Origin of the sequence: Thermomonospora curvata DSM 43183, assembly GCF_000024385.1 — a bacterium.
Taxonomy (GTDB): domain Bacteria; phylum Actinomycetota; class Actinomycetes; order Streptosporangiales; family Streptosporangiaceae; genus Thermomonospora; species Thermomonospora curvata.
In genome coordinates, this window is the sequence record NC_013510.1 from 2383544 (window position 1) to 2399323 (window position 15780).

Sequence of the window (15780 nt, forward strand, 5' to 3'; positions counted from 1 at the left end):
AGATCCGCTCACGGAAGGGACGGCCGATGCGTGCGGTGTGGCTGAAGGAGTTCGGCGGCCCCCAGGCGCTGGTCGCCGGGCAGGCGCCGGAACCGGTGCCCGGCCCCGGTCAGGCGCTGGTGGACGTGGCCTTCGCCGGCGTCACGTTCGTGGAGACGCAGATCCGGGCCGGCGCCGAGGGCCCGTTCCGCCTCGAACCGCCGGTGATCTTGGGCAACGGGGTGGGCGGTGTGATCACCGCCGTGGGGCCGGGCGCCGACCCCGCCCTGGTCGGCAGGAAGGTCGTCACCAGCACCGGAGGCTCGGGCGGCTACGCCGAGCGGGTCGCCGTGGACGCCGCCGGGGTCTTCCCGGTGCCGCCGGGACTGGAGCTGGACGCCGCCACGGCGCTGCTGGCCGACGGCCGCACCGCGGTCATGCTGATGCGGGCGGTCGCGCCGCGTCCCGGGGAGCGGGTGCTGGTGGAGGCCGCCGCCGGCGGGGTGGGCACGCTGCTGGTCCAGCTGGTGCGGGCCGCCGGCGCCCGCGTGGTGGCGGCGGCCGGCGGCGGGCGCAAAGGCGCGCTGGCCCGCGAGCTGGGCGCCGAGGTGGCGGTCGACTACCGCGACCCGTCCTGGACGCAGCAGGTCCGCGCCGCCGTCGGCGGGGTGGACGTGGTCTTCGACGGGGTCGGCGGCGCCGTCGGGCGGGCCGCCTTCGACCTGCTCGCCGCCACCGGCGGGCAGGGAGCCCGGATGCTCCGCTACGGGCGGGCCGGCGGCGAGTGGACCGCCGTCCCCGAGCAGACCGCCCGCGAACGCGGCATCGCCCTGCTGTCGCTGAACCCCACCCCCGAGGAGATACGCCTGTCCACCGAGCACGCCCTCGCCGAGGCCGCCGCCGGACGGCTGCGCCCGGTGATCGGCCAGCGTTTCCCGCTGGAGAGGGCGGCCGACGCCCACGCCGCCCTCGAGTCCCGCGCCACCGTCGGCAAAACCCTGCTGGAGATCTGAGCTCCCCCCGGGCCGGAGGGACGCGGCCGGCCTTCCCCGGCCGAGCGGGCCGCGCCACCGCACCTGCGGCCGGCGGGACACGCCGTGCGGCCTGCCGCCGGATGGACGGTCCTCGCCCGGCCGGGGCCTGCAGGCCGTCCACGCGGCGGGCGGGAGAGCCCCGGCGGGATCAGCCGGGCAGCAGCACCGCGGCCCCGTTGACCTTGTCGGCGGCCAGGTCGGCCAGCGCCCGGTCGGCGTCGGCCAGGTCATAGCCGACGGTGGCGACCCGGATCGGCAGCCGCCCGGCCAGGCGCAGGAACTCCTGGCCATCGGCCCGGGTGTTGGAGGTCACCGACCGCACCTGCCGCTCCTGGAACAAGTGCCGCTGGTAGTTCAGCGCCGGCACGTCCGTCAGATGGATCCCGGCGATGGCCAGCGTGCCGCCCCGGTCCAGCCGCTCCAGCGCGGCGGGCACCAGCTCCCCGGCCGGGGCGAACACGATGGCCGAATCCAGCGGCTCGGGAGAGGGATCGAAGGAGTCGCCCGCCCAGGCGGCGCCCAGCTCCAGCGCCAGCTTGCGGGCGGCCGGGGAACGGGTGAAGACGTAGACCTCGGCGCCCTGGGCCAGGGCGATCTGGGCGGTCAGGTGGGCCGACCCGCCGAACCCCCAGATCCCCAGCCGTCCGCCCGGCGGCAGCTCGGCCCGGCGCAGCGCCCGGTAGCCGATGATTCCGGCGCACAGCAGCGGCGCCACTTCCCGGTCGTCGCGCCCGGCGGGCAGGTCATAGACGTAGGCGTCGGGGGCGACGGCGTAGTCGGCGTACCCGCCGTGCGCATCCCAGCCGGTGTACCGCGAGTGCGGGCACAGGTTCTCCGCGCCGCGCCGGCAGTAGGCGCACCGGCCGCAGGTGTGCCGCAGCCAGGCCACGCCCACCCGGTCGCCGGGGGAGTGCAGGCAGCCCGGCCCGGCCGCCACCACCTCACCCACGATCTCGTGGCCGGGCGTGACGCCAGGCAGGCGGACCGGCAGATCTCCCTCGGCCACGTGCAGATCGGTGCGGCACACCCCGCAGGCCCGCACCCGCAGCAGCAGCTCGCCCGCTCCGGGCTCGGGCACGTCGGTCTCGATCAGACGCAGCGGCCCGGAGGCCATGGGGCCCGGAGCCGTCACACTCCACGCTCGCACGCCACCACCGTACGCCCGGACGCCGCCGAAAGCGCCCGGCGGTGGGCTCCTTCGGGGCCGGGATGGCCTTTCATTCCACACGATCTGGGGCTGGGAAAGCCCGGCTGTGCCGAAAACTTTCCCTTCCTTGACATCTGTCGGAATGTTCTCTCTAATTCGGTGCGGCGACCGCACGATGTCGTCATGGGATCGGGGCGTCCAGAAACGAGGCATCCGTGGGCGGAACCGGCTCTGGTGACATCTTCGGGCGCGCGGCCGCGCCGCCCCGGCGCCGCATCCCACGGCCGGGCCTGCGCACCGGTGTGGCGCTCCTCGCCGCCGCGCTGGCGGTGGCCATCGGCTGCCGCACGGTGCTGAACGCGGCCGGCTGCCGCGGCGAGGGCGCGGGCGGGCCGCTGACCGTCGCCGCTGCCCCCGACATCGCTCCCGCCCTCACCAGGGCGATCGACCGCTTCAACGAGGCCCAGGACACCTGCGTGCACGCCCTCGTGCGCCCCGTCGACCCGGCCGCGATAGCGGTGCTGCTGTCCGGCCAGGGCGCCTCCGGCTCCCTGCAGCGGCCGGATGTGTGGATCCCCGACTCCTCGCTGTGGACGTCCCTGGTGAACACCTCACCGGAGCGGATCGGCCCGCTGCAGGTCAGCCACGGCCCGCTGGCCTACAGCCCGGTCGTGCTGGGCCTGCCGCAGGGGCTGGTGGACGAGCTGAGAAACCGCGGCGTCACCGCCGACCCCTCCTGGAACCTGCTGCTCGGCGCCGTCCCCGGCGTCCCGGGCGGCGCCTCGGCGGTGCCGCCCGGCCTGGTGCGCCCGCAGGTGCCCGACCCCACCCGCAGCGCCACCGGGATGAGCGCCCTGGTCGTGGCCGACCGGCTGCTGACCGGCCGGTCCGGGCGGCAGGAGATCTTCACCGCGCTGGTGCGCGCCGTGCGCGAGAACACCGTTCCCTCGGTGGAGGCGGAGTTCCGGTCGCTGGACGGCCGGGAGCGCAAGCGCCACCCCGTGCTGCTGGTCCCCGAACAGGCGATCTTCTCCCACAACGGCAACCGCCCGGCCGAACGGATCATCGCCCTCTACCCGCGCGAGGGCACGCTGTCGCTGGACTACCCGTTCGCCATGACCACCGGCGAGGCCGCCCGGCTGGAGGCGGCCCGGGCGCTGGAGCGGGCACTGCGCAGCCCGGTCGCCGCCGCCGAGCTGCGCCGGGCCGGGTTCCGCGGCCCCGATGGCCGCAACGTCCCGCACTTCGGCCCGTTCACCGGGGTCAGGCTGGACCCGCCCCGCCGGCTGCCCGCTCCGCCGCCGCAGGCCGTGCGGGATCTGATGCAGACCTGGTCCAAGCTGACCTTGAGCACGCGGATGCTGGTGCTGTTCGACGTCTCCGGCTCCATGCGGCGGCGGGTCGCCCCCGGCCTGAGCCGGCTGCAGGCCACCGCCCGCGTCGCCCAAAGCGGGCTGCCGCTGCTGCCCGACGACAGTGAGCTGGGCATCTGGCTGTTCTCCACCGACCTGGAGGGCGGGCGGGACTGGCGCGAGGTGGTCCCGGTGGGGCCGCTGGGCGAGCGGGTCGGCTCGGTCACCCGCCGCCAGCTGATCTTGTCGGAGCTGGGCCGCATCCGGGCCGAGCGCAAGGGGCGCACCGGGCTGCACGAGTCGGTGCTGGCGGCCGTCCGCCGGATGCGGGAGGGCTACAAACCCGAGATGGTCAACACCGTGCTGGTCTTCACCGACGGCCGCAACCAGGACGCCGACGGCCCCACCCTGGCGCAGACCGTGGCGGCGTTGCGCCGCGAGCACGACCCCAACCGCCCGGTCCAGCTCATCATCCAGGGCTACGGCCCCGACGTGTCGGTCCCCGAGCTGCGCGCCCTCACCGAGGCCACCGGCGGCCTGGTGCAGATCGCCCGCACTCCCGAGGACGCCGGCAGGCTCTTGCTGCAGGCCATGTCCCGCCGCATCTGCTCACCCGAGTGCTGAGCCCGCGCCGCGGCCCGGCGCATGGGCTCCCAGCCCCGGCGTCCCCCGCCGCCACCGGGGCCGGCGGCCCCCGTCATGCGCTTTGAGCCTGGCGGGGGAGCGAACGCAAGGCCCGGTCCCGGCGCGCCTCCCAGTGACGGGCCATGCGCTCCAGGCGGATGCGCAGCCGGTCCCCGGTCATCGCGATGGCCTGGCCCATGGCGGGCGCCGCGGCGTGCGCGTTCACCGGACGGCCGTTGAGGTCGACCCGGATTGAGGCCATCGAAGGGTTCTTCGCGGCGGGATCGGTGAGCACGCTCAGCGTCACCTGGACCGCCAGCACCGGCTCGGGGGCGTGGGCCAGCACGCGGGTGAAGACCTCGCGCGCCCGCTCCACGTCGTGTCGGGAAACGTGCTTGGAGGTCGAAAAGCGGATCTCCGGCAGCGGTCCGGTACGGTCGGTCAACGCAATCTCCTCGGGTGGACCGGGCTGACAGGGGCCGGACGGGTCAGATCCCAGAACGCAGATCCGGCCCGGCCGCGGGCGGGAACAGGTCTCCCTCTCCCCGCGCGTCCTGGTCGAGGGCGTGCGCTCGGCCCCGGACCAGGAGCGTCACGGTCTCGGTCAGGGCGGCGACGGCGGCCTCCAGCGCCGCGATGCGCCGCTCCAGGGACTCCGCCGACGGAGGGGAGAGACCGGTGGTGATCTGCCTGCTCATTGCCGACTCCCTGCGCCGTGCCCCCACGGGGCCTGGGCTTCCTTGCGCTTTTCAGACTTCTCTTTTTGCAGCCGCGCCCCTAGGGACCTTGGTCACCGGGGGAGCCGCCGTTGGGCTCCGATGATTCGGCCCCCGCTGAAGGGGGATGTGCCCCGCCGGGGGGAGAGATGGCCGTTCACGGGCATGTGCTCGTCGGTTATGACGGCACCAGGGGGAGCGAGCTGGCGTTGCGCTGGGCCGTGGCGGAGGCCCGGTCCCGCGGGCTGCCGCTGACGGTCTGCCATGCCTGGCACTGGCCCTACCCGGCCGGCCATGTCGACCTCGGGGGCGTCGCCATCGTCCGGCGGACGGGCGAACATCTGCTGCAGCGCGGCGTCGACATCGCCGAGAGCCTGGCCCCCGGCCTGCGGGTGCGCCCGGTCCTGACCGACGGCCCGGCCTCCTCGGCGCTGCTGCGCGAGGCCGGCGACGGGCTGATCGTGATCGGCTCCCGCGAGCGGGACGAGCTGTCCATGGGGTCCGCGGCCCTGCAGGTCCCGGCCCGCGCCCACGGCCCCGCCATGGTCGTCCGGGATCCCGGCGGCGGCACCGAGGGCCGCGTGGTGGTCGGCGTGGACGGCTCCGCCGGCGCCGACGCCGCCTTGGAGTTCGCCTTCGAAGAGGCCGCGCTGCGCGGCTGGACCCTGGAGGCCCTGTACGGCTACTGGGAGCCCGGCGGAATGGCCGACATCGAGATCACCTTGTTCGCCGACCGGGACAGGCTGGAACGGCTGTGCTGCACCAGGCTGCGGCGCGCCGTGGCCCCCTGGGCGGACCGCTACCCCCAGGTCGACGTCCGCAACTCGCTGGTGGAGGAGGAACCCCGCCAGGCCCTCTTGGCGGCGGCCAAGGGAGCCGACCTGCTGGTGGTGGGGGACCGGGGCGTCCGCGGCCTGCACCCGCAGATCCTGGGCGGGACGACCCTGGCCATGCTCCAGCTGGCCCCCTGCACCGTCGCCGTGGTGCACCCCGCTGAAAGGAGGCCGCCCGTCAGCCCTTGACGACTCCCAGCGGCACCAGACGGGCCACCGTCCGGCACAGCCCGGCCCCTTCGGCGGCGGCGACGACCGCATCGACGTCCTTGTAGGCCTCCGGGGTCTCCTCGGCCAGACCCCGCCAGGAGGCGCCGCGCACCGCGATGCCCGCGCCCTCCAGCCGGTCGCGCAGCTCCCGCCCGCTCACCGCCTTGGCCGCCTGGTGACGGCTGTGCAGCCGGCCCGCGCCGTGGCAGGTGGAGTTGAACGCCGGGTTGGCCGCCACCCCGGCCAGCACGTAGGAGGCGGTTCCCATGCTGCCGGGGATGAGCACGGGCTGCCCGACGTCGGCCAGGTCCTCCGGCAGGTCCGGGTGCCGGGGCGGCAGGGCCAAGGTTGCGCCCTTGCGGTGCACGCACAATCGCCGCGCCGTCCCGTCGACCCGATGCGTTTCGATCTTGGCGAGGTTGTGCGAGACGTCGTAGACCAGCTCCAGATCCGTCCCGCAGACGCCGCGGAAGGCCCGCCGGGCGGCTTCGGTGAGCAGCTGGCGGTTGGCGCGCCCGTAGTTGGCGGCGGCGGCCATCGCGGCCAGGTAGGCCCGCCCTTCCGGGGAGCCGGCCGGGGCGCAGGCCAGCTGCCGGTCCGGAACGCTGATGGAATGGCGCCGCATCGCCTTCTCCATCGCCCGCACATGGTCGGTGCAGATCTGGTGCCCCAGCCCGCGGGACCCGCTGTGGATCATCACGCAGATCTGGCCGGGACCGAGCCCGAACGCCTTGGCGGCGATCTCGTCGTGGACTTCCGAGACCGCCTGCACCTCCAGAAAGTGGTTGCCCGACCCCAGGCTGCCCAGCTGCCCCAGCCCGCGTTCCATCGCCCGCGCGCTCACCGCGGCGGCATCGGCCCCGCCCACCGCGCCCCCGTCCTCGCACCGCTCCAGGTCGCGCGGCGTGCCATACCCCTGTTCGACCGCGTACCGGGAACCACCGGCCAGCACCCGTTCCAGCTGCGCCCGCCCGGCCAGCGGCCAGACGGCCCGCCGCCCCAGCCCGCGCGGAACGGCCCGCCCCAGCTCGTCCATCAGCTTCTGGAGCACCCGCCCGCTCAGCTCCGCCCGCTCCAGGCCGGCGGCCAGCAGCCGCACCCCGCAGGAGATGTCGAAACCGACGCCCCCCGGCGACACCACGCCTCCGGCGTCGACGTCGGTGGCCGCCACGCCCCCGATCGGGAACCCGTACCCCCAGTGCACGTCCGGCATCGCAAACGAGGCGACCACGATGCCGGGCAGCGTCGCCACGTTGACGACCTGCAGCAGAGACCGGTCGGTGACCGGATCCGGCAGCAGCGCGCGGGAGGCGAACACCACCCCCGGCACGCGCATGTCCCCTTCCCGCTCGATCCGCACCCGGTATGGACTCTCCCGGACGATCCGCATCCCCATCACCAGCCAGAGGCGTCTCCGCAAGCCGTCCCATCGGCTCTCCAAGGCCCGTCACCGGACCGGACACGACCCCCCTACCCGCCCAAGCCCCACCGATGACCCCGAAGACACCCCTTCACCGGCCTCCTGCCCCCTCCCGGCGCTCCAGCGGCACGTGACCCCCGCCCGCCCACGGGCAGAGGTCTCCGCGAAACCGAAACCACCGGCCGCCAGGACCCGGCCAAGGAAACCGGCACGAAAGCACAAGCCCAAAAGGGAGGACGCGTGGCTTCCTCACCCGACCGAACCGGTCAGCCCGCTCCACGCAACCCCGACGGCACACCCGCCGCCGGCCACCGCACCCTGCCGCACACCGCGGACATGCGCATCGAAGCGTGGGCGCCCACCCTGCAGGAATGCCTCACCGAGGCCGCCCGCGCCATGGTGGAGAGCTTCACCGACCTCTCCCACGCCAAGCCCACCGCCGTCCGCGAGTTCCCCCTGGAAAACAACGACCCGGAAAACCTGCTGCTGTCGCTCCTGGAGGAACTCATCTACCGAATGGACGCCCACGCCGAACTACCGCTATCGATCACCCTGCACGGCTCTCAGGCGAGATGCACCATGACCGACACCACCCGCCTCCCCACCCTCGGAGCCGTCCCCAAAGCGGTCTCCCGAGCCGACTTGCACGTCACCAAGACCCCAAACGGCTGGCACTGCACAGCGACCGTGGACGTGTGACCAACGACGGAGACTCAGAGCTCCCAACCTCACACCCCTGTCAAAATCAAAAGCAACGGGAGCCCTGCAGAAACCGGGGGCGTGGGGGCAGAGCCCCCACACCGGGGGTCCGGGGGTCGCCCCCCGGGCCAACACAAACGAGGACCAGCGGGGAAGGCGACCGAAGTCGCCGACCACACTGGTCCCAGGTCCGAGTGGGCGATACTGGAATTGAACCAGTGACCTCTTCCGTGTCAGGGAAGCGCTCTCCCACTGAGCTAATCGCCCTCAGAGGTGGAGACGGGATTTGAACCCGTGTACACGGCTTTGCAGGCCGTTGCCTCGCCTCTCGGCCACTCCACCGTTGGAGGCCGCGGTGCGTGGCCCCTCAGAGCGGACGACGGGATTCGAACCCGCGACCCTCACCTTGGCAAGGTGATGCTCTACCAACTGAGCCACGTCCGCCTGTTGCTCCGGGCGCTGCCCGGTGCGTGCACAGGTAACTGTAGCGGAATCCGCGCCTGAATGCGCACCCGGCGAGGTCGGGGGGTGATCGCGTTTGCCTCGCCATGGGGGAGGTAGGGAAGGAAGATGGCATCTGAAAGACCCCCGGCCAGATCCACCTCGGGCCCGGAGACTCCCGCCGAACGCGCCGACCGCAACTTCGTGGAGCTCCTTCAGGGGCTGCGGGTCGCCGTCACGGGAGTGCAGGTGCTGTTCGCGTTCCTGCTGACCGTGCCGTTCTCCCCGGGGTTCGCCAAGGTGTCCCAGACGGACCGCTGGCTGTATTACGTGTCGCTGGTGGCGGCGGCCGTCGCCTCGATGTTCTTCATCGCTCCGGGGGTTCAGCATCGGATCCTGTTCCGCCGGGGCATGAAGGAGACGCTCGTCCACCGCTCCAACCTCTACGGTTGGATGGGCGCGCTGGCGCTGGCGGTGGCGATGACGGCCTCTACGCTCCTGGTGCTCGATTACCTGTTCGACGGGGTGCTGCCGACGCTCACCGCCGTGGCGACGGCGCTGCTGGCGCTGTGGCTGTGGTTCGTGGAGCCGCTGTTGCGCAGGCTCAGCGGTTGAAACGGCAGAAGGCGGGCGGCCCGTGCCGGACCGCCCGCCGCCGAAGACGGTTCAGGCGTTCGCCTTGATCCACTTGAGCAGCCGGTTGCGGACCGCGGGTTTGGAGAGCACCGCCATACCGTGGGCGTTGCCCGCCACGGTGAGCCGCGTGCACTTGACCGAGCGGGCGCGCAGGTGCCGGCAGAGCTGGGCGCTGTGCACGGGCGGGACGAAGTCGCGCTTGGAGTGCACCAGGAACATGGGGGCGTCGCCGCTGGAGACGTGCTGGAAGCTGACCATGTCGACCCAGCGCCGCCAGCAGGCGGGGCGGTTGCGGTTCGGGGTGCAGCCGGCCAGCAGGACGGCGGCGTCGCGGAGCTTGCGCTTTTGCGCGCTGGCGTTCGGTTTCTGCCCGTCCAGGTAGGCGCGGTAGGGGTTGGCGACGGGGGAGGTGGCGGCCACCGCCTTGACGAGGCGGGCGCTGGTGGAGTGGGTTCCGGCGATGGAGGCCAGGTGCCCGCCGGCGGAGTTGCCGACCACCACGATGCGGGCGGGGTCGACGGCGAAGCGGGCGGCCCGGGACCTCACCCAGCGCAGGGCCGTGAGGACGTCCCTGCGCTGGGCCGCCCATCTGGCCTGGGTGTTGAGCCGGTAGTTGATGGCGAAGGCCGCATAGCCCTTGTCGGCGAGCTGGCGGGCGAAACCGGCGTAGGACGACTTGTCCCCCTCATACCAGTAGCCGCCGTGGATGAGGACGACGGCCGGCCGCGGGGTCTTGCTCCGGGTGAAGTAGGCGGTGATCTTGTGCCGCCGGTGCGGGCCGTAACTGAAGGTGCGCTCCACCCGTCCGGTGACCGGCGTCCGGGCGGCGATGAGGGCGCCGTCGTCGTCGGTTCTGCTGGAGGGGACGCGTTCGGCGTGCGCGAGTGCCTCCCGGCCGGCGGACGGGGCCTGCGGGGAGGGGACGCTGCGCGCCCCGGTGCGGGAGCGGATCCACTCGAGGATCTGCGTCCGCAGCTCGGGGGAGGCCGACAGCAGGGATCCGCCGCTGGCCGATCCCGGCACGGTCCGTACCGTCACATCGTGCACCCCGGCGGCGGCCAGGGACTGTTTGAGGGACTCGCCGTGCGAGGCCGGGACGGCGTCGCCGCTGGAGTGGATCAGCAGCATGGGCGGGTCGCCGGCGCCGGCGTGGGCGGCGGAGTCCATGTCGCGGAAGCGGTTCAGGCAGTAGCGCTCCCCGCTCAGAGGCGTGCAGCCGGCCAGGATCAGGCTCTGGTCGCGCAGGGCGCGGCGGGCGGCGTCGGTGGCCGATTGCGCCTCGCGGTAGGCGCGCTCGGGGGAGACGACCGTCGACAGCCCGACCACGGCGCGGACCCGGGCCGCCTCGCCGGCGTGGGTTCCGGCCTGGGTGGCCAGATGCCCCCCGGCCTGCGAACCGATCACCGCGATCCGGTCCCGGTCCAGCCGGAAGGTGCCGGCGTGGCTTTTGATCCAGGTGATGGCCTGGTAGAGGTCGTCGCGGGGGGCCGGCCACGGGGCGTCGGTGTTGTAACGGTGGTCGACGGCGAAGACCGCGAAGCCGCGCTGGGCGTACCACTCGGCGGTGGACTTCCAGTCGGTGCGCCGCCCGGAGTTCCAGTAGCCGCCGTGGACGATGACGATTCCCGGCTGGGTGCCCTCCTTGGGGGTGTTCCAGTAGGCGTCCAGGGCCTGCCGCGCATGTGAGCCGTACCGGTAGGTCTCGGTGTGCTCGACCGCCGCGGCCTGGGAGATCGCCAGGGGCACCAGCGTTCCGGCGCCGACCAGGCCGGCGAGGACGAGGAGGGGTCGCAGCAGCGTGCGCTTGCGCATGACGGCAGAAGGCTCCGTTCGTGGCATGGGGTGGTCGACCGGGGACGCCCGGCATTGATCATTTCTACCGTCCCGGCCGGGGCGGCCACCTGGCGAACGGGCAACTCCCTCGGGCTACGATTCGGTAAAGAGCGATCACTCTCGGTGCTCGCCCGGATTCTTTCCCGCCCGGGGCGGCGGGGGCGCAGGCTGCGCCGCCGGCCCTGGAACTCCACTCTGACCTGGGAAGAGGACATGCCGGACAATGGAGGGGTGGGACACGGGGAACGCTGAGGCCGGCGCCGTGCAGACATTCCTGCCGCATGCCGATTTCGCCGCCACCGCCGTGGTGCTGGACGCCCGGCGGCTGGGCAAGCAGCGGGTGGAGACGATCCAGGTGCTGCGGGGCCTGACCGTCCCCGGCTACGGCTGGCGGCGGCATCCGGCGGTGCGGATGTGGGCCGGCTATGAGGAGGCGCTCGTCCGCTACGGGCTGGAGATCTGCCGCAGGTGGTGCGCGCAGGGACGGGCCGACACCTGCGCCGCCACGCTGCGTGCCGAGCTGGCCGCGGCCACCGGCGTCACCGAGGTGCGCAGCCAGCGGGAACTGGCGGAGGCCGGGGAACTGCCGCCCTGGCTGGGCGACCCGGCCTTCCACCGCAGCCACCAGTCGTCCCTGCTGCGCAAGGACCCGGCGTATTACGGGCCGCTCTTTCCCGGGGTGCCCGACGATCTGCCGTACGTATGGCCGGTCTCCGACCGCGCGCGCTGAACAGGCCCCGGCCCTTCCCGCGGCACCGCCGGGCCGAGCGCCATGAAATCCGCTGGTTCGACCGGCTCACGTGGGAGATCCCAACGCTATGGGATGCCCGAGAAAAGGAGCCGGACCGTGAAGACCGAGTTCATCATCGAACCAGACAGGCAGGACATCGTCATGAAGCGGGTCTTCGACGCACCCCCGGAGGCGGTGTTCGAGGCCTTCACCGACCCGCGGCTCGTGGCGCGCTGGCTGGGGCCGCGCGAATACGAGACGGCCATCGACCGCTGGACCCCCGAGCCGGGCGGCTCGTGGCGGTACGTCCACCGCGCAGAAGACCGGGAGCACGGCTTCCACGGCGTCTTCCACGAAGTGCGGGCCCCTCACCGCATCGTGCAGACCTTCGAGTGGGAGGGCCTGCCCGGCCACGTCTCCCTGGAGACGGCGACCTTCCGGCGGACCGCGGGCGGTGGGACCGAACTGATCACCGTCGCCGTCTACCAGTCCGTGGAGGACCGCGACGGCATGGCCGCCTCCGGCATGCGGGAAGGCGTCGAGGAAAGCTACGACCGCCTCGCCGAGCTCGTCGAGGCCCGCTGAAGCGGACCCGCCCGCCGTCCCGGTGAGCCTTTGCCATGCCCGGGCCTTGAGGCGGGGCGGGGAACCCGATGCCGGGCGTGCTCTCGCTCCCGGCGGTGACATCCCCGTCCCGGTCTGCGGGAACGGCGTGCCGAAAGGCGCGGCGGACGGTCTTTCGCCCCACCGGTTGGGACCTCTGACCCTGCTCTGCCGCTCCGGGGGGCGGCCAGCATGAGGGCAACGGGGGCAGTCCCGGTCCGCGGAAGGTGGGGCGATGATCATCCGGATTCTGGGGGAGCGGCAATACGACGTGCCCGACGGCGAGCTGACACGGCTGAACGCGCTGGACGCCGAGCTGAACGCCGCGGTCCGCGCCGGCGACCGCAAGGGGTGCGCGATCGCGCTGCGGAGGCTGCTGAACGCGGTGCGGGTGCTGGGCACGCCGGTGCCCACCGAGGCGTTCGTCACCTCCGACATGATCCTGCCCGACCGGGCGACCGCGCTGGAGGAGGTCGCCGGGCTGCTGGGCGACCGCGGCCTCATCGCGGGCTGACCGGCCGGTCCCGGGCGGGCGGCGGCCGCGCTCTGGAGGGGGAGCGGCGCGGCGCCCGCGACATGAACCCCGCCGATCGGGGAACCGGGCAGGGGAAGGCGCCGGGCACAAGCCGGGGAGGACGACGGTGCGCACGCGTTTCAGGCCCGACAGGGGACTGACCGTCCGGATGGTGTGGACGGTCTTCCTGCTGGGGCTGGTGTACGTGCTGTTCGTGGCCGCCCTGGTCGCGTGGCTGAAATCGGCGCTGGCGGTGATGCTGATCGCCGGCGGGCTGCTGCTGGCGCAGTACTGGTTCTCCGACAAGATCGCCCTGGCCGCGCTGGGCGCTCGCCAGGTCACCCCGCGCCAGGCGCCCGAGCTGCACGGCCTGATCGACCGGTTGTGCGCCACCGCCGACATGCCCAAGCCCCGTGTGGCCATCGCCGACACCGACCTGCCCAACGCCTTCGCCACCGGCCGCAACCGCAAGAACGCCGTGGTGTGCGTGACCACCGGGCTGATGCGGCGCCTGGACGCCCGGGAGATGGAGGGCGTGCTGGCCCACGAGCTGTCGCACGTGGCGCACCGGGACGTGGCGGTGATGACGGTCGCCTCGTTCCTGGGCGTGCTGGCCGGGCTGATGACGCGCTTTGCCTTCTACTCCGGCCTCTTCGGCGGCGGACGCGGACGCGACCAGCAGGGCTTCCCGGTGGTCGCGGTGGTGCTGCTGGTGTCGGCGGCGGTGTATGCGATCAGCTTCCTGCTGACCCGTGCCCTGTCGCGGTACCGGGAACTGGCCGCCGACCGGGCCGGCGCCATGCTGACCGGGCGTCCCTCCGCGCTGGCCGCGGCGCTGACCCGCATCAGCGGCGACATGTCCCGCATCCCCGACCGGGACCTGCGGGCCGCCTCGGCGTTCAACGCCTTCTTCTTCGCCCCGGCGATCACCTCCCGGGCGGGGCCGGCGGCGCTGCTGATGACCCATCCGCCGCTGGAGCGCCGCATCGCCCAGCTGGCGCGGCTCTCCCGCGAGATCGAGGAGGCGGGCCGCTGATGGGCTTTTGGGACGCGCTGCTGGGCCGCACCAAACCGGTCGAGGCCAATTTGGACGTGCTGTTCGCGGTGCCCTCGGCCCTGGTCGCGCTGCAGGCCTCGCTCGGGCTGGAGCCCACCGGAACCGGCGGGGTCTGCTTCAAGACCGCCGAGGGCGCCCTGGCCGCCCAGGCCCGCGAGGAGGCCATCGCATTGGTCGACGCCGACCATGGGGAGGAGCCCGCCACCTGCCTCCGCGACTCCTACGGCTATGACTGGATCGTCCTGCACCGTTCCCCGGACGACCCGGCCGACCTGGTCACCGACCTGCACGCGGTCAACTCCACCCTGCAGGGCTTCGGCTTCGGCCCCAGCCTGCTGTGCACCGTCATCGGGCTGCACCGGCCCGATGGGAGCCGCCGGGCGGGCCTGGTCTACCTGTTCAAACGCGGCACCTTCTACCCGTTCGCGCAGACCGGCCCGCACACCCGCGACAATGAGCTGGAGCTGCGCATCCGCGCCCGCCTGGAAGGCGAGCTGCCGGTCGAATCCGACCTGACGCGCTGGTTCCCCATCTGGGACGCCCCCGCCCTGTAGACCGCGTCCCGCTCCTCAAGGCGGCGCCGGTCAGGCCGCGGCGGCGATCTGGGAGGCCAGCACGCCGACGCCCATGACCACCACGAACCAGCCGAAGCCCTTGCGCAGTGCTCCCGGCGGGACGGCGCGGGCGATTTTGGCCCCGGCCAGGCTGCCGGCCACCGCCAGGGCGGTGACGGCCAGGGCCAGCGGCCAGTCGACGGTGGTCGAATGCAGGTACCCCGCCAGCGCCGCGCCCGACTTCAGCGCGATGACCAGCAGCGAGGTGCCCACCGCCGCGGGCATGGGCAGCCCGCCCAGCAGCGCCAGCGCGGGCACCACCAAGAACCCGCCGCCCGCCCCGACCAGCCCGGTGACCAGCCCGACGGCGGCGCCCTCGGCGAGGATCTTCGGCCAGGGCCGGCGGCCTTCGGCGCGCTCTGGGGCCGGCGACCGGGCCGCGCAGCACAGGCCCAGCATCGCCGCCGCGGTGACCAGCATCATGACCGCGAACCCCGCCAGCAGCACCCTTTCGGGGACGAACTGCGCCAGCCACCCGCCGGCGTAGGCGCCGGCCATGCCCGCCGCGCCGAACAGCAGCCCGGTGGACCAGCGCACGTTCCCGGCGCGGGCGTGCGGGACGAGCGCGACGGCCGAGGTGACGCCGACCACCACCAGCGACATGGCGATGGCCTGCCGGGGGTCGGCCCCGGCCAGGTACACCAGCACGGGCACGGTCAGGATGGACCCGCCGCCGCCCAGGCCGCCCAGGGCCAGCCCGATGGCGACCGCGGCGGCCAGGGTGAGCAGCAGCGCACCGCTCATCGCTCCGCCCCGGCCGGCCGCTCCAGACCCTCGTGGCCGCCGCCGGCCTGGGCGGGACGGTTGTAGGGGAGCTTGGCCAGCAGCATTCCCAGCGCACAGGTGTCGGTGATCGCGGCGACCACCAGCCCGACGCCGACGAGCCCGGCGACGAAGCGGGCCGGCGGCCACAGCAGCGACGCCGCGATGGAGGCGGCCACGATCCCCCCGGCCGTCAGGCGGACCTGCCGCTCCAGGTCCCAGCGGGGGCGGCCGCGCACCACCGGGCCGCCCGCGGCGATCCAGGCGTTCATGCCGCCCTCCAGCACCAGGGCGTCGTGCACCCCGGCCGTCTGGAGCGTGCGCCGGCACCGCTCGGCGCGGGCCCCGGACCGGCAGATGAGGATCATGCGGCCCCCGGCATCCTTGACGATCCGCTCCAGGTGGGCCTCCACCTGGTCCAGGGGCAGGTTGACGGCGCCGGGGATGTGCACGCCGGCGAACTCGCCGGGGGTGCGCACGTCCACCAGCAGCACGTCGGGGTTCGCGGCGATCAGTTCCCGGGCGGCGGTCACGTCGATCACGGACAAGCAGATCACCTTTCTGTCGCTTGGAACG

17 protein-coding genes and 3 tRNA genes are annotated in these 15780 nt (G+C 73.5%); 10 read left to right on the top strand and 10 right to left on the bottom strand.

The features are described from left to right. The first annotated feature begins 26 nt into the window (after nt 1-26). Nucleotides 27-992: a zinc-binding dehydrogenase gene (locus tag TCUR_RS09965; protein WP_012852372.1), complete on the top strand. Its 966-nt coding sequence runs from the start codon at nt 27-29 to the stop codon at nt 990-992. A gap of 169 nt (nt 993-1161) precedes the next feature. On the opposite strand, the gene TCUR_RS09970 is transcribed toward TCUR_RS09965, so the two are convergent. Continuing rightward, the gene (locus TCUR_RS09970; protein WP_012852373.1) at nt 1162-2160 is read right to left on the bottom strand and encodes a zinc-dependent alcohol dehydrogenase family protein; all 999 of its coding nucleotides are present in this window, start codon (nt 2158-2160) and stop codon (nt 1162-1164) included. 215 nt (nt 2161-2375) lie between these two features. On the opposite strand from TCUR_RS09970, the gene TCUR_RS09975 reads away from it, so the two are divergent. Next, a complete protein-coding gene (locus tag TCUR_RS09975) occupies nt 2376-4136 on the top strand; it encodes a substrate-binding and VWA domain-containing protein (RefSeq protein WP_012852374.1) in 1761 nt (586 codons plus the stop codon). 73 nt (nt 4137-4209) lie between these two features. Here TCUR_RS09975 and TCUR_RS09980 read toward each other — a convergent pair whose 3' ends face one another. Continuing rightward, nucleotides 4210-4581, bottom strand: coding sequence for a hypothetical protein (locus tag TCUR_RS09980; protein WP_012852375.1), 372 nt, complete (start codon nt 4579-4581; stop codon nt 4210-4212). 43 nt (nt 4582-4624) lie between these two features. Further along, nucleotides 4625-4834 (bottom strand): hypothetical protein, encoded by a 210-nt coding sequence (locus TCUR_RS09985; RefSeq protein ID WP_012852376.1) that lies wholly within the window; start codon nt 4832-4834, stop codon nt 4625-4627. A gap of 167 nt (nt 4835-5001) precedes the next feature. Between TCUR_RS09985 and TCUR_RS09990 the strand changes: the two genes are divergently transcribed. Then, complete coding sequence (locus tag TCUR_RS09990) at nt 5002-5874, top strand: universal stress protein (RefSeq protein WP_012852377.1); 873 nt, start codon at nt 5002-5004, stop codon at nt 5872-5874. Here the strand turns inward: TCUR_RS09990 and TCUR_RS09995 are convergent. Further along, on the bottom strand, nt 5864-7315 hold the full coding sequence (locus TCUR_RS09995) for an RtcB family protein (RefSeq protein ID WP_281055173.1): 1452 nt from the start codon (nt 7313-7315) through the stop codon (nt 5864-5866). The genes TCUR_RS09990 and TCUR_RS09995 overlap by 11 nt on opposite strands. Before the next feature lie 240 nt (nt 7316-7555). On the opposite strand from TCUR_RS09995, the gene TCUR_RS10000 reads away from it, so the two are divergent. Then, a complete protein-coding gene (locus tag TCUR_RS10000; RefSeq protein ID WP_012852379.1) occupies nt 7556-8014 on the top strand; it encodes an archease in 459 nt (152 codons plus the stop codon). Between the two features lie 195 nt (nt 8015-8209). Here TCUR_RS10000 and TCUR_RS10005 read toward each other — a convergent pair. The 3 genes from TCUR_RS10005 to TCUR_RS10015 all read right to left on the bottom strand — a co-directional run bounded on the left by TCUR_RS10005 (nt 8210) and on the right by TCUR_RS10015 (nt 8458). Continuing rightward, nucleotides 8210-8281 (bottom strand) — tRNA-Val (locus tag TCUR_RS10005). Between the two features lie 4 nt (nt 8282-8285). Further along, nucleotides 8286-8356: transfer RNA gene (locus tag TCUR_RS10010), tRNA-Cys, on the bottom strand. A 29-nt stretch (nt 8357-8385) separates the two neighbouring features. After that, a tRNA-Gly gene (locus tag TCUR_RS10015) sits at nt 8386-8458 on the bottom strand. Between the two features lie 126 nt (nt 8459-8584). On the opposite strand from TCUR_RS10015, the gene TCUR_RS10020 reads away from it, so the two are divergent. Next, nucleotides 8585-9070 carry a DUF6328 family protein gene (locus tag TCUR_RS10020; RefSeq protein ID WP_012852380.1) on the top strand — a complete coding sequence of 162 codons (486 nt, stop codon included), beginning with the start codon at nt 8585-8587 and terminating at the stop codon, nt 9068-9070. Nucleotides 9071-9121: 51 nt separating this feature from the next. On the opposite strand, the gene TCUR_RS27940 is transcribed toward TCUR_RS10020, so the two are convergent. Beyond that, nucleotides 9122-10903, bottom strand: a complete 1782-nt coding sequence (locus TCUR_RS27940; protein ID WP_012852381.1) for an alpha/beta hydrolase — start codon at nt 10901-10903, stop codon at nt 9122-9124. Between the two features lie 283 nt (nt 10904-11186). Between TCUR_RS27940 and TCUR_RS10035 the strand changes: the two genes are divergently transcribed. From TCUR_RS10035 to pspAB, 5 genes are all read left to right on the top strand, one after another. Next, nucleotides 11187-11654: an MSMEG_6728 family protein gene (locus TCUR_RS10035; protein WP_012852382.1), complete on the top strand. Its 468-nt coding sequence runs from the start codon at nt 11187-11189 to the stop codon at nt 11652-11654. Nucleotides 11655-11771: 117 nt separating this feature from the next. Continuing rightward, the gene (locus tag TCUR_RS10040) at nt 11772-12239 is read left to right on the top strand and encodes an SRPBCC family protein (RefSeq protein ID WP_012852383.1); all 468 of its coding nucleotides are present in this window, start codon (nt 11772-11774) and stop codon (nt 12237-12239) included. Between the two features lie 253 nt (nt 12240-12492). Then, nucleotides 12493-12771, top strand: a complete 279-nt coding sequence (gene pspAA, locus TCUR_RS10045) for a PspA-associated protein PspAA (protein WP_012852384.1) — start codon at nt 12493-12495, stop codon at nt 12769-12771. Between the two features lie 127 nt (nt 12772-12898). After that, a complete protein-coding gene (gene htpX, locus TCUR_RS10050; protein ID WP_012852385.1) occupies nt 12899-13807 on the top strand; it encodes a zinc metalloprotease HtpX in 909 nt (302 codons plus the stop codon). Further along, nucleotides 13807-14382, top strand: a complete 576-nt coding sequence (gene pspAB, locus TCUR_RS10055; protein ID WP_012852386.1) for a PspA-associated protein PspAB — start codon at nt 13807-13809, stop codon at nt 14380-14382. The genes htpX and pspAB overlap by 1 nt, the downstream gene beginning before the upstream one ends. A gap of 30 nt (nt 14383-14412) precedes the next feature. Here the strand turns inward: pspAB and TCUR_RS10060 are convergent, their stop codons facing one another. Together TCUR_RS10060 and TCUR_RS10065 are read right to left on the bottom strand one after the other, a co-directional pair. Beyond that, entirely contained in the window at nt 14413-15186 is a 774-nt protein-coding gene (locus TCUR_RS10060) for a sulfite exporter TauE/SafE family protein (protein WP_012852387.1), read from the bottom strand. Further along, the gene (locus TCUR_RS10065) at nt 15183-15752 is read right to left on the bottom strand and encodes a rhodanese-like domain-containing protein (protein WP_012852388.1); all 570 of its coding nucleotides are present in this window, start codon (nt 15750-15752) and stop codon (nt 15183-15185) included. Before TCUR_RS10065 ends, TCUR_RS10060 begins: the two co-directional genes overlap by 4 nt. Between the last annotated feature and the right edge of the window lie 28 nt (nt 15753-15780).

Bases quoted from the DNA above. Each gene is read 5' to 3' on its own strand.
- TCUR_RS09965 (WP_012852372.1), top strand. From the start codon at position 27: ATGCGTGCGGTGTGGCTGAAGGAGTTCGGCGGCCCCCAGGCGCTGGTC.
- TCUR_RS09985 (WP_012852376.1), bottom strand. From the start codon at position 4,834: ATGAGCAGGCAGATCACCACCGGTCTCTCCCCTCCGTCGGCGGAGTCC.
- TCUR_RS09990 (WP_012852377.1), top strand. From the start codon at position 5,002: ATGGCCGTTCACGGGCATGTGCTCGTCGGTTATGACGGCACCAGGGGG.
- TCUR_RS10020 (WP_012852380.1), top strand. From the start codon at position 8,585: ATGGCATCTGAAAGACCCCCGGCCAGATCCACCTCGGGCCCGGAGACT.
- TCUR_RS27940 (WP_012852381.1), bottom strand. From the start codon at position 10,903: ATGCGCAAGCGCACGCTGCTGCGACCCCTCCTCGTCCTCGCCGGCCTG.
- pspAA (WP_012852384.1), top strand. From the start codon at position 12,493: ATGATCATCCGGATTCTGGGGGAGCGGCAATACGACGTGCCCGACGGC.
- pspAB (WP_012852386.1), top strand. From the start codon at position 13,807: ATGGGCTTTTGGGACGCGCTGCTGGGCCGCACCAAACCGGTCGAGGCC.
- TCUR_RS10060 (WP_012852387.1), bottom strand. From the start codon at position 15,186: ATGAGCGGTGCGCTGCTGCTCACCCTGGCCGCCGCGGTCGCCATCGGG.